Annotated in this window: 8 protein-coding genes; 7 read left to right on the top strand and 1 reads right to left on the bottom strand. The window is 58.7% G+C overall.

Annotated features, from left to right (window positions below; all coding sequences use genetic code 11):
• The first annotated feature begins 15 nt into the window (after positions 1-15).
• The 7 genes from H8274_RS08835 to H8274_RS08860 all read left to right on the top strand — a co-directional run bounded on the left by H8274_RS08835 (position 16) and on the right by H8274_RS08860 (position 10,492).
• A complete protein-coding gene (locus H8274_RS08835) occupies positions 16-678 on the top strand; it encodes a response regulator (protein WP_065415449.1) in 663 nt (220 codons plus the stop codon).
• A gap of 989 nt (positions 679-1,667) precedes the next feature.
• Entirely contained in the window at positions 1,668-1,799 is a 132-nt protein-coding gene (locus H8274_RS09890; RefSeq protein WP_276330078.1) for a hypothetical protein, read from the top strand.
• Positions 1,800-2,523: 724 nt separating this feature from the next.
• Positions 2,524-5,604 (top strand): bifunctional acetaldehyde-CoA/alcohol dehydrogenase, encoded by a 3,081-nt coding sequence (gene adhE, locus H8274_RS08840; protein WP_244924582.1) that lies wholly within the window; start codon positions 2,524-2,526, stop codon positions 5,602-5,604.
• A 139-nt stretch (positions 5,605-5,743) separates the two neighbouring features.
• A complete protein-coding gene (locus H8274_RS08845; RefSeq protein ID WP_049618925.1) occupies positions 5,744-6,439 on the top strand; it encodes a FadR/GntR family transcriptional regulator in 696 nt (231 codons plus the stop codon).
• Between the two features lie 264 nt (positions 6,440-6,703).
• A complete protein-coding gene (locus H8274_RS08850; protein WP_185934337.1) occupies positions 6,704-8,134 on the top strand; it encodes a four-carbon acid sugar kinase family protein in 1,431 nt (476 codons plus the stop codon).
• Between the two features lie 57 nt (positions 8,135-8,191).
• A complete protein-coding gene (locus H8274_RS08855) occupies positions 8,192-9,076 on the top strand; it encodes an NAD(P)-dependent oxidoreductase (RefSeq protein WP_049618927.1) in 885 nt (294 codons plus the stop codon).
• Positions 9,077-10,492, top strand: coding sequence for a GntP family transporter (locus tag H8274_RS08860; RefSeq protein WP_185934338.1), 1,416 nt, complete (start codon positions 9,077-9,079; stop codon positions 10,490-10,492).
• A 152-nt stretch (positions 10,493-10,644) separates the two neighbouring features.
• Here the strand turns inward: H8274_RS08860 and H8274_RS08865 are convergent, their stop codons facing one another.
• A complete protein-coding gene (locus tag H8274_RS08865) occupies positions 10,645-13,530 on the bottom strand; it encodes a glycoside hydrolase family 3 C-terminal domain-containing protein (RefSeq protein ID WP_221884791.1) in 2,886 nt (961 codons plus the stop codon).
• Positions 13,531-13,675: the final 145 nt, after the last annotated feature.

Consider the following 13,675-nt stretch of genomic DNA (forward strand, 5'->3'; position numbering starts at 1 on the left):
CGGAAGAGAGGTGCAATGAGCAGCAAAATTAGGGTTGCACTTGTAGATGACGACCAGCTCGTCCGCATTAGTTTCTCTCTATTTTTGAACACTCTTGAGGACATCAGCGTTTCGTGGGCAGCGGCAAGCGGGAAGCAAGCGCTCGAGCTTCTGCAGTCACAAATGGTTGATGTGTTACTTCTCGATGTGGACATGCCTGGGATGGATGGAATTGAAACCGCACGCGCCGTTCGCGCCCTACATCCAGAGTTGCCGATCGTGATACTCACAGCCTTCCTAGAAGAAGATGCTCTCGACCGAGCTCTAAAAGCCGGCGTAAACGGATTCCTTACCAAAGATTCGGATCCCGAAGAGGTTTTATACGCTATTCGACGTGCTAAGCAAGGAAAGAACGTAGTGGCCGCAATTCCCACACAACTACTATCTGAGGCCTACCAAGGATCATTGGAGAACCGTAAAAAATACGCCGATTTTGTAGCTGCCGTAGAAAATCTACCTTCGCGCCTCGAGCCCATCTTCACTCTCCTACTCGAAGGTATTCCCAATAAGAACATAGCTCGCGAACTCGACCTAGCAGAGACTACAGTGCGGTCGTACGTGAGCGAACTGCTGGAGATTACCCGCTGCCAGAGTCGTACAGAACTGGCTATCACTGCCGTAAAATCCGGGGTGGCCTAACAATACCCACTCTGTGACGGGTCTCTTGCGCCCGGTCTTGCTCCCTATACCCACCAAAATCGGTACCGAAAACCAACATTCGTCGATACAGCTTCCTCAACCCTGCACTTTACCCTGGATATATCCCAATTGGGGCAGTTGGAAATTTCAAAACCTATAACTCCAACGCTTTCATACAATTCGGGGGCCGAGCAGCCTTGCGTAGCGGAGGCATCAACCTAGCCGTTTCACTTGCGTGGTACGGGGTTCGATGCATCGGCAGGTAAGTAGGCTCGTCCGAACGTGAGGGGAGGAACCATGACTGAAAAACACGATCGTAAACGACGGCCGTTGAGGTGGAAATCAGCTTTCCTGGGACTTGGCATAGAGGTTGTTCTTATCTTTTCGTTGACGTGGATTTACGCGAAACTTCGGGATATTTCATACATATATGTACTCAAGTTTTATGGACCCTTGCTTGGCGTGTTAGCGCTCGTTGGATTCATTGTAGTCCTATTCGATATCAAGTCCTTGCGTAAATGGGTCTGATTTGCACGTAATTCCGTGTTGACTATCGCCGGCGAGGAGATCCATTACTCCTCGCCGGTAGCTTTGCTACTTGCGTCTACGCTTTCTCTCTGTGAAGACCACGTCAGAGGATGAGCGCAGGGCGTTTCGCGCACACTTCGGAAATAAGTAGCTACTAAGTTCCATACGCCATTGGACACTCACCTTCTGCACCACTTCAACTATTTCCCAGCACTCCTCCCCTAACTCTAGAACGCCTTCACCCATTTAGACATCGACGAATGTCGATATTCTCGGTCCACGCTTTTCGATGGCACGCGATCTAACCGACAGATATCTTGGTTGTGTCCACACAAATCACACACGCAAGGAACTCATCAATGAAAGACTGGGTTGAACAACATATCTAGCGTTTCTCGCTGATACTCACGATTATTTTCGCGCCCCTCATTATTTGGGGTTCTTGGGACCTCATCGGAGAGGTGCAACCTATTGCCCTTCGCATCGCGATTTTCGCGGGCGAGCTTGCGGTTACGTATATTGGCCTCGGCCTCTTGCTTATGTGGAACCGCTACACGCAGCGCAAATACCGCGAAAAAGGCATTATCAAGTAATACTCCCGGGCCGGGCCACTACAATGGCGGCCTGGACCAGCCGCCAAGTTTCTCAAGGTGCCAATATCCAGCAGGCCAACATTCAGCAGGCCGATATTAGGCAGCACGCATCCCACGAAACTCAGGAGTGGTAAGCCACGAAAATTGCAGGGCTCCCTCATTTTCTACGCAGAAGTAGATAGTCACCATGGTCACTGTGAAAAAGACCGCGGAGCAGGCAAGAACAGCGAAGTTCTCAGAATAAAGAACAGCGAAAGTTCGCAGAATATACAAACCGCGAGGTGAATAAAGCGATCGGAACCAACGGAATTGGCGAAACACACAGGGCCTCGGAGCTTGCAAAGCAAAGGACCACAAGTAGGTGAACACCGCGTAGCGGGTGGAGCGAGCGGACCTGACGCAGTTGACCTGCGCAAATAGGTACACGCTAAAGATAGCCATCTGGAAAACCGGCGGCTAAAAAGACCGAATCCATCCGCCCCAGACGCAGATAAACCATCCAGCAAATAATCCTGGCAATAACCTGTGCAAAAAATAAGCGATTCCCGCTTAATCATACGGGAGTAAAACCGCGCGTTCACGCCCAAAAGTCCCAGTTCAGAGCAACTTTTTATGCCTGCGAAAACGGCGCGAAAATCGTCCTAAAACAGTCCGTTTAACCTCCGATAATCTCCGGTTTAGGCGGTGGTCGATACCCGTGAACCACCACGACACAGGGGGATACATGGCAACCCATACATCCATCCATGACAATACGCCCGGCCGCGATGCTGGCTCGGAGCACCAGGAAGCGCACGCCCAAGCAACGGGCCAGGCAACGGGCCAAGCAGCGGCCCAGGCGCAGGCTACCAAGCAGCCCGCCAAGCAGCCGGCCACGCCAGCGGCAACGTCTACCGCACCCGCAGCAGTTCCAACTGTTGATGAGCTAGCGCGCCGCGCTCACCAAGCTCTCCACGAGTTCTCGCCTTTCGATCAGCAGGCCATTAACAAGATCGTGCACGCGATGGCCTTGGCGGGTGTGGATAACCACATGCACTTGGCTCGCCTGGCAGTGGAAGAAACCGGCCGCGGCCTGTTTGAGGATAAATGCGTAAAGAACCTCTTCGCCACTGAGTATGTGTGGAATTCGATCAAGTACGACCGTACCGTTGGCGTGATCCATGAAGATACCCAGCGCGGGATCACCCAAATCGCAGAACCGGTGGGCGTGGTGGCCGGCGTCACCCCGGTAACGAATCCTACCTCCACGGTCATGTTCAAATCGCTCATCTCGATTATGACGCGCAATCCGATCATCTTCGCTTTCCACCCCAGCGCCCAGGAGTCTTCTGCCGCGGCCGCCCGCATTATGTATTCGGCAGCGCGCGCGGCGGGCGCGCCCGAACATTGCATCCAGTGGATCGAAGAACCTTCGATGGAAAAGACCCACGCTTTGCTCAACCACCCGCTCGTTTCCCTCACTTTGGCTACCGGTGGGGCGGGCATGGTCAAATCGGCCTATTCCACGGGCAAGCCGGCTCTCGGCGTCGGCCCCGGAAACGTACCGGTGTACATCGAAAAGAGCGCGCGCATTGAACGCACCGTAAACGATCTGCTGCTTTCGAAAACTTTCGATAACGGCATGATTTGTGCTTCTGAGCAGGCGCTTTTCATTGATTCCGAAATCGCGGAAAAGGTAATTGCCGAATTTGTGCGCATGGGTTCGTACGTGCTCAACGCTACCGAACGCCAGCAGCTGCAGGATTACATGATCACGGAGAAAGGCACCGTGGCCGCGGAATTGGCCGGCCAAAACGCGCTCAAGATTGCGCGCGGAGCCGGGCTGGAAGTCCCCGCGGGCACGAAGCTACTTCTGGTGCCGATTGAAGGTGTGGGGCCGGAACATCCCTTCTCGCAGGAAAAGCTGTGCCCGGTGCTCGGCTTCATGGAAGTTTCCGGCAAGGAAGAAGGTTTCCGGCGTTCGCAAGACATGCTGAATTTCGGGGGCTTAGGGCATACCGCAGTTATCCACACCCAAAACGGCCTGGTAGAACGCGAGTTCGGGCTGGCAATGAATGCTTGCCGTATTATCGTGAACTCGCCTTCCGCGATCGGTGGGATTGGTGACGTCTATAACGGGTTGATTCCTTCGCTCACGCTCGGGTGCGGTTCTTATGGCCGTAACTCGGTTTCGCACAACGTTTCCGCCATTGACCTCATCAATATTAAGAGCTCGGCCGAAAGGCGCAATAATATGCAGTGGTTTAAAGTCCCGCCGAAGACGTATTTCGAACGCTACTCCGTGCAGTACCTGCAAAAGATGCCAGCGATCGAGCGCGTGTTTATCGTCACCGACCCGGGCATGATGGAACACGGATATGTAGATATTCTGATCCATCATTTGAAGCTACGTAAGAACAATGTGGCTTGGAGTATTTTCTCCGATGTGGAACCGAACCCTACTTCCAACACGGTTTTCAAGGGTGCCCAGCAGATGCACGATTTCAAACCGGATTGCATTATTGCGCTCGGCGGCGGTTCGCCGATGGACGCGGCGAAGGTCATGTGGCTGTTCTATGAGGAACCGGAAGCTTCCTACTTTGGGATGAAGCAGAAGTTTATGGATATCCGCAAGCGTACCTACCGGTTCCCGAAGCTGGGAGCGAAGGCACGTTTCGTGGCGATTCCGACCACTTCCGGTACGGGCGCGGAATGCACACCTTTCGCGGTAATCACCGATTCGGAAACGCATATGAAATACCCGCTGGCTGATTATGCGATCACCCCGGATGTGGCGATTGTGGATGCCCAGTTTGTGGATTCGGTGCCGCGCCGCACCGCCGTAGATTCGGGAATGGATGCGCTTACGCACGCGATCGAATCCTATATTTCGGTAATGGCTTCGGATTACACGCGCGGGCTTTCTTTGCGTGCCGCCCAAATGATTTTCGAGAACCTGCGGCCGGCGGTGTTGGAGAACGACGTCGAAGCTAAAGAACGCATGCATAACGCCTCCGCGCTGGCGGGTATGGCTTTCGCTAACGCGTTCCTCGGGATTGTGCATTCGCTTTCTCACAAGTGCGGGGCGGAATTCGATATTGCGCACGGGCGGGCCAATGCGATCTTCTTGCCGCACGTGTTGCGTTACAACGCCACGCGCCCGTACAAGCACGCCATGTTCCCGAAATATGAGTCTTTCCAAGCGGATAAGGATCTAGCTACGCTCGCCCGTTACCTGGGCTTCCCCGCTTCGACCACTGAAGAAGGCGTGGAATCAATGATCCGCGAAGTCACCAGCCTGGCCGAAGATTTGGGTGTAGATATGTCCCTGCGCGGGAACGGGGTGACCCGCGAACATCTGGACCGCGTGATCGACGGGCTGGCCTACCAGGCGTTTGAAGACCAGTGCACCACCGCTAACCCGGTACAGCCCCTGGTTTCCGATCTGAAGCGGCTGATTTTGGATGCCTACGAAGGTGAGCTCGGGTATTGCGAGAAGAATCTGGATCCTTCCGCCTGGCAGATCGATCTGGAACGCGGCGATGCGGCCCGCGGCATTTCCAGCGCCGATCCGGTGCTCCCCGGCACGCTCGGTGCCGCCGCCGAAGCTAAGGCTGAAGGCGCTGCGGGGGCAGCAGCTGGTGATACTCCGGCCGTTGCGGCTAATGCGGCTGAGCTTGCCGCACTCGGCGACGCCGGCCTTTCCGGCATCGCCGCAGCCGGGGCCGCCGTGGGCGCTCCGGGCGACCACAAGCATGTGCCTTCCGGCCTGCCCGTGGTCCTCTCCACCGAGCTAAACGAACACACCGGCCCGCAAGCCGAATAAAGAGTAGATACCAGATGCCAAGTGCTGGCCCCGGCCTTTTACGCCGGGGCCTTCACCTATGCGCCCCTTGCCGCACTTATGAGTTCCTTGCCGCGAGTTGTTATGTACTACGATATTTGTGATCAAATAAGGAGGTGGCATGGCCAGCGACCGGGTAATAGGTGCAGTCTCGCAAATCATGGACGCAATCCTGGATAAGAGGTTCTCCCCCGGGGATCCTCTGCCTCCGGAAACTGAGCTGGCCCAGTGGCTGGGCGTATCGCGGCCAACCATGCGCGAATCCGTCCGTTCCCTCGCCGAGCGCGGGGTTTTGCGGGTGGTGCATGGGCGCGGTACTTTTGTGGCCGATCCTCACACTTGGAAGGACCCGCGGTCCATAATTACCTGGATGTCCCGGAACTGTTCTCGCAGGCAGTTGGGTATTCACCTGGTGGAAACGCGCCGCATGATCGAAGTGGGGGCGAGCGGGCTTGCCGCCGCGCGGCGTACCGATCTGCAAATCGCTGATATGCGCCAGATTCTAGATGCTTATGCGCAAGCTTCCGCGGAGAACGACGTCGAACGTGCCACCCAACTAGACCTGGACTTCCACAATTCCATTATGAGCGCCAGCGGCAATCCACTTCTCGCCGCACTTTTAGATCCCCTGGCGGAAGCCCTCCTCGATTCGCGGCGCCACACCACCGAATTTCCGGAAGTGCGCAAACGCGCCGCTGGCCACCACGAGAACATTTTTGCCAAAATCGCGGCCAACGATCCTACCGCTGCTAAACAGGCCATGCGGGCACACATGGATCAAACCCGCGACGATATCCTCACCCTCCTCCAGGACTGATTCACCGCCCCGCGGATTTACCCCCGGTAGCGGGAGGGCGCGAAGGGCCCGCCAGAGCTGATTCACCCGCCGCGCGGATTTGCCCCTACCCCATACACACTAAGCAGGTTTCCAGATTGCCCACACTCCTCTGAGATCTGGTTGACAAGGCGCGCTCTTGAACTTTAGTCTGTGTGGACCTCAGACCTCTGAGCACTGGTGCTCGGAGGTTGCGTTTGGGCCGGAGTTCCCAAATCGCCATGAGGCTAAGACAAAGGAGTTCAGATGGGCATATCCCTTGCCGAGTTAACAGCCGGTATGCCAGATCCGGTAGAAACCCCGGCCGCGCAGGTGCGCGCTGCGAACGCACATGCCCCGGTGCTTATCGTGTTAGACGATGACCCTACGGGCACGCAATCTGTAGCCGATCTTCCCGTGCTCACCAGCTGGAATGTTTCCGATCTTGAGTGGGGCTTACAAACCGGGAAACCCGCGGTATACGTGATGACCAATTCCCGTTCGCTTTCCCCGGAAGATGCGGAACGGGTCAATCGTGAAGTAGCTACGGCCGCATATGCGGCCGCGCGCAAACTGGGCGATATTCCGATCAGTTTTGTTTCTCGTTCAGATTCGACGATGCGAGGCCATTTCCCGCTCGAACCGGACGTGTTGGCAGACTGCATCAAAGCTGAAACCGGGCGGGAGGTAGACGGCGTCGTAATTGTCCCCGCTTTTGCAGACGCCGGCCGCATCACTGTAAAAGGCACCCACTATGCCGGTTCGCTTGCCGATGGGTTCGTACCCGTGGGCGAAACCGAATTCGCCAAGGACGCTACTTTCGGGTACCAAGCTTCGTACCTTCCCGCGTGGGTGGAGGAGAAAACGGCCGGGCGCGTGCCTGCTAGCCAAGTGCTTCTCATCGATCTGAAAACTTTGCGTACCGGCACCGCCGGGGTGGCCGATATTTTGCGGCAAGCTTCCGGACGCCAACCCATTGTGTGTGATGTGACCTGCGAAGACGATCTGCGGCTGTTGGCCCTCGCGCTGGCCACCGTTGAAGGCGAAGGTAAGAGCTTCCTGTACCGCGTAGGGCCGCCGTTTGTGCGGGCGCGGATTGGGCAGGAAACGCGGGCCCCGCTCACGGCCGCCGAAATTCAGGAAGCACGGCTGGGTACCGACTTTGCTACCGGCGGGCTGATAGTAGTCGGTTCGCACGTGGCACTCACTACCCGCCAGCTCGACAATTTGCGGGAGGCGCAGGCACCTACCGAATACGAAATCGACGTGGCAAAGGTGCTTGACCCGCAAACCCGCGAAGCACATCTGGCGCAAATCGTGGAGGCGGTAGCGGCAGACCTCGCGCAGGAAAACGTGGTGGTACGTACTTCTCGCACCCTCGTTACCGGCGCGGATGGGGCGGCTTCGCTCGATATCTCGCGGCAGGTTTCGAGTGCGGTGGTTGCGGTGGTACAAGGTGTGCTGGCACGCCGCCGGCCACGTTTCGTAATCGCCAAGGGTGGGATTACTTCCTCCGACGTGGCCTCGAAGGGGCTGGGAATTCGCTACGCAACAGTGCTCGGCCCCATGCTCCCCGGGATTGTTTCCGCCTGGCGCGGAGAAAACGAACCGGCGCGTGGTATTCCCTACATTGTCTTCGCCGGAAACGTGGGCGATGAAACCTCCCTCACCCAAGTTGTGGAAAAACTATCTGCCTAATAAGCGGCAAGAAAAGAAACCAACCTAAGGCAAAACTAAGGCAAAGGAGCCACGAAAATGACCATTATTTCAGCACTCGGTTTGGGCGCTATGGGCCTGCCCATGGCCACCAACCTGGCAAAGAACGAAGCCTTTACCGTGCGCGGATTCGATCCGCTAGAGGCTTGCCGCACCCGGGCGGAAGCAGCCGGGATCGAAACTTTCGCGAGCGCGCGGGAAGCAGCTACGGGCGCGGATGTGGTGCTCGTTGCGGTACGTGATCAGCAGCAGCTCAATGCGGTTTTGCATGGGGAAGATGGTGTTGTTGCGGTACTCGAACCGGGCGCGGCAATTATTTTGACTTCCACCGTGGGGGTCGCGGTAGCGGAAACGGCCGGCGCAGAATTGGCGGCCGCACAACTGGACCTGGTGGATGCCCCGATTTCGGGTGGGCCGGCCCGGGCGGGTGAAGGCGATCTGCTCGTCGTCGTTGGCGCTACGGACGCCGCTTGGGAAAAGACCCGCCCGGTATTGGAACAAATGGCCGGCAACCTGGTACGCGTGGGAGATACTCCGGGTAAGGGCCAGGCCATGAAGACGGTGAACCAGCTCCTGTGCGGGGTACATATCGCTGCCGCGGGCGAGGCTTTGGCACTTGCCCGCAAGCTTGGTTTGGATACCGAGCAGGCCCTGGAGGCGTTGATGTCTGGCGCGGCGGCTTCCTTCATGCTCGGCGATCGGGGTGCCCGGATGCTGCGCGTGTACGACGAAGATGTGGAAGTCAAATCGCGGCTCGATATTTTCGTGAAGGACATGGGGATTGTTACGGACGCGGCGAAGAGCGTGGGCCTTGCCGTACCGGTAGCCGCTGCCGCGCAGCAGGAATACCTGATTGGAAGCGCGCAAGGTCTAGCTGCACACGATGATTCGAATGTGATCCGTGTGGTCGCTCCGGAGGCCTAAATGTCTGCGGGGGCTTTATTGGCGATAGCGGCGGTGGCGGTTGCCATCCTCTTGCTGCTGGTTATCAAATTCAAAATGTCTGCCTTCGTGGGGCTGCTCCTGGTTTCTTTGGGAACCGGGTTAGCCACGGGTATTCCCCTTGCCGAAATTATTCCGGTGATGACGGAAGGCATGGGCAAAACCCTCGGTTCGGTAATGATCGTGGTGGGTTTGGGCGCAATGCTCGGCCGAGTGATCGAAGTGGCGGGCGGCGCGGAATCCCTGGCCCAATATTTCACGGCCAAACTCGGGGTGAAACGCGTGGTAGCGGCCGTTACGATAGCTGCCTTTATTTTGGGGATCCCCGTGTTCTTCGACGTCGGGTTCATTATTTTGGCGCCGATCGTTTTTGGTTTCGCGAAGGTAGCGAAAGTCAACCCGCTAAAGATCGGGTTGCCGGTGGCGGGGGTAATGCTCACCGTGCACGTGGTTTTGCCGCCTCATCCGGGGCCGGTGGCCGCCGCTGGAATCTTAGGGGTCGACGCCGGCCACATGATTCTCGTGGGTCTTCCGCTTGCCGCCTTGGCAAGCGCCGTCGGCTACTTCAGCACGAAACTGTTCCGCATTGACAAGCTAACCCTTGGGGATAGCCCGGCGGCCGCCTCGGTTGCTACTACCGCAGCTGCTGCAGGTGATGGTTCGGGGAACGGAACTGGCAGCGGATCGGGTGGCGGCGGTACGGTGATCACCGCGCCGCGCGTGAAACCACCCAGTGCGCTCACGGTATGCGCGCTGATTTTGCTACCGATCGTGCAGATCATGGTGGGAACCGTGGGCATGATGCAAACGGAAGAAGGCACGCAGGCACACGGGGTTTTCTCCTTCGTGGGTGCCAGCCCCTTTGCGTTGCTCGTGGCAGTGATCGTGGCTTATCTGGTGATCGGGCACCAGCAGCGTTGGGATCTAGAAAAGCGCGGTTCGATTCTTGATTCGGCTTTGCCTTCGGTGGCGGTAATCGTGTTCGTGACCGGCGCGGGTGGCGTTTTCGCTAACGTGCTGGTGGAATCCGGCATTGGGAAGGCCCTTTCGGACGCGCTGCTTGCCACGAACATTCCGATCATTCTGATGGGCTTCGTGTTGGCAATAGTATTGCGCGCCGCGCAAGGTTCGGCCACTGTGGCAATTTTGACCACGGCCGGGCTGTTGGCAGAGCCCATGGCTCTAGCTGGCTACACCTCCCTGCAAGCCACTTTGGTAACAATCGCGATGTGCTTTGGCGGTATGGCCTTGTCCCATATCAACGATTCTGGTTTCTGGATCGTCACCAAATACCTAGGGCTTTCCGTGCAAGACGGCCTGAAATCGTGGACGCTCCTAACCACAATCATCGGCGTTGCAGGCTTCGTATTTACGTGGCTGCTCTTTGCGCTGGTGTAGGGCCGGGGCCCCAACGGCTAGCAGAGCCCTAACAGCCGCCGGGTAGATATTCGGCATAGCTATATGCATAGCTATATACATAGCTAGAAAATAGTGGGTCGGTTGCCGTAATGGGTGGCCGGCCCACTATTCGCATACTTCATTCGCATACTTCATTCGCATACTTCCAAACCAGCAGCCGCAAGACTGGCAAAAAGTTCGGCCAAGATTTCTGGGCTCGTACCCAAAGCGCGGAGCATACCAATAGTAGAAGAGGCAAGAACCTGCACGTTTTCCGAAGCAGAAAACTCGGCCGGAGCGGCCGGGGCCAGCCCGGCGTCGATCATTGCCCGGCGCATTGGCCCGGCGGCTACCGGGTCTGCCAGGAGCTGCGAAATTGGGGTTTCCCTTGTGATCCGCAAAGGCGCGTTATGACCGCCGAAGTCAACCCCGAGCTCGCAGCGCAAATCCTGACTGGAAGCAGCCGCATACACAATATGTTCGCCCGGCTCCACGAACCACGCCTTAGCTTGCGGATCCCAATAGGCGAGCTCTTCCCACGGAATCCGGGCAGAAACCCGCGCAGCCTCTCCCGGTTGCAAAGTCACCGCGGCAAAACCCTTCAGCTCGCGTACCGGCCGCGGCGCCACTCGCCGCGGCGGCTGCACATAAAACTGCACAACCTCCCGTCCGGCCCGCGCACCCGTATTCCGCACTTCCACGCTTACCTCCACCGCCATGCCCGCGGAAAACCCGCCAACGCGGGCGGATTCTCGTTTTTCGGCGACGCCGCCGCTTTCCGGCTCCCCGGGAAGATTTCGCCTTAATTCCCCTGCTTGCGCGCGTGCTTGCTGCGCGGTGCCGGCCGCGGCATTTTCCGACCCTCCGCCCGCGGAAAGCGGCTCGCCGGGAAGGAATCGTACCTGCAGGTCAGAATAGTCAAAATGCGTGTAGGAAAGGCCGTGGCCGAAGGGGTAGGTAACGGGGATACGCCGCGCGTCGTACCAGCGATGGCCGGTGAACACGCCTTCCGCGTACTGGTGGTGGCCGAAAGCACCCGGGAAATCCAGGTAGCCGGGCGTATCTTCGAGCCGGGCGGGCACCGTTTCCGCCAATTTGCCGGAAGGATTAATATCCCCGCACAGGATACCCGCCAGGGCTGCTCCCCCACCCTGGCCAGGAAGCCCGGCATCGAGTATTGCCGGCACTACCTGTGCTATTGGTGCTAAACGCACAACCGTTCCATGCATCACCACCGCTACCGTGCGCGGTTGCACCTGCGCCACCGCCCGCGCCAATTCGAGCTGCGCAGCGGGTAATTCAATGTGGGTACGGTCAAAACCTTCCGATTCCGCGTTTTCTGGGAGCCCCAAAAAGACGACGGCCGCGCTCGCGGCCTGCGCTACCGCGAGCGCAGATTCCCGCTCTACCGCAAGCGCGGCATCCCGCACCACCGCGCACGCGGACTCCGGCGCTACCGCAAGCGTGGCCTCCCGCGCCACCGCGCACGCGGACTCCTGACCTACCGCAAGCGCCGATTCCTCCGCCCCGGCCGGCAAACTGGTATCGGCAGCTTGCGGAATAACGTATCCCGGCGCGAAGGTTACGGGGCCGGCCCAGCGCCGGCGAATTTCCGTAAGCGGGATATCCACTTGCGTGGCATTGACATGCGAACTGCCGCCGCCCTGGTAGCGCGGCTGGCGGGCGAACTCGCCAATCACGGCCAAACTCTGGGTTGGGTCCAGCGGCAACGCCGCGTTTTCATTGCGCAAAAGCACGATGGCCTGAGCGGCAACTTCCCGCGCCAGCTCATGGTGTTTGCGATACAGCGCCGCCTGGCTTTCTGGCTTCGCCGGCAAAGCCGGCTTAGCTGCAGATGCGGAGACGGTAGCGGGTTGTGGGGGCGCGGACTCGCCCCCACAACCCGCGGCCAGTTTCGCTGTGGCCGGGGGATTACTGGGCCTGCCGGGGCCGGGCCGTTCCTGGTCAAGCTGGCCCTGGCCAAGCCGTTCCTGATCTAGCCGGCCCAGGCCGAGCCTGATCACGCGGGCTGCGGATTCGCGCAGGGACTGGGCTGATAGTTGGCCGGTGCGAACGGCTTGGATGATAGCGGCGTCGTCGTACAAGCGCGGGCCGGGCATAGCTAGATCGGCGCCGGCAGCGAGCGCGGCCGGGTGGTTGGTGATAGCACCCCAGTCAGAGATCACCGCCCCGGTAAATCCCCATTCGGTGCGTAGGAGGTCGGTGAGGAGCGAGCGGCTTTCAGCCACGCGTTCCCCGTTCAACCGGTTGTAGGAGCACATGATAGCGGCGGGACGGGCGGTGCGGATGGCCCGCACGAAGGGGCGGAAATATACTTCGCGCAGGGCCCGCGCGGAAACTTCGGAGCTCATGGCGCCACGTTCGGTTTCGGCGTCGTTGGCTACGAAGTGTTTCAGGCAGGCACCGACCCCGGTGCTTTGCAGGCCCGTAATCCACGCGGCAGCAAGGTGCCCGGTGAGGATCGGGTCTTCAGAGAAATATTCGAAATTGCGGCCGCCGCGCGGGTCGCGTTTCAGGTTCACGCCTGGGCCGAGCACCACGTCTACTTCCTGCGCGAGCGCTTCTTGGCCGATGGCTTCGCCCACCGCGCGCGCAGTTTCCGGCGCCCAGGTTTGCGCGAGTGCCACCAAAGGTGGGAAACAGGTAGCTGGCACGGAACCAGAAAGTCCCAGGTTGTCGCCGCTGCGCGGGTCTTGTTTGCGCAACCCGTGCGGGCCATCTGACATTACGACGCCGGGGAGCTCAGCTTCGGAAACTTCAGAAATGGGGACTTCGGAAATAGGGGCTTCGGTAACGGGGACATCAGCAGCCGGACCTTCAACAACCGACCCCTCAGCAACCGGAAGCTCGTCAGCCGGAAGCTCAGCAACGCGCGGTACCGGAATGGGCGCGGTGGTCCAAAATGTTTGACCACCCGTTAGCCGCACCTGGGTTTCTAGGCTGAGCCCAGCCACGAACTCGGCGAGCACGGCGTCGTCTACATGAGGATGCATGGGTGATTTAGGCGTGCGTGGCATCTAGGCCTCCTGCTCACTGGTTACAAAGGCTTGATTTGATGGTTCGCCCGGATTGGCCGTGCAATTCCGAACGGCTCCGCGCAGCTTGATCTGGCGGCTCCGCGCAGCTTGGCCCGGCGGCTTCAACCTGCTTGGCCCGACGGCC

This window comes from Actinobaculum suis (genome assembly GCF_900618115.1).
Classification (GTDB): domain Bacteria; phylum Actinomycetota; class Actinomycetes; order Actinomycetales; family Actinomycetaceae; genus Actinobaculum; species Actinobaculum suis.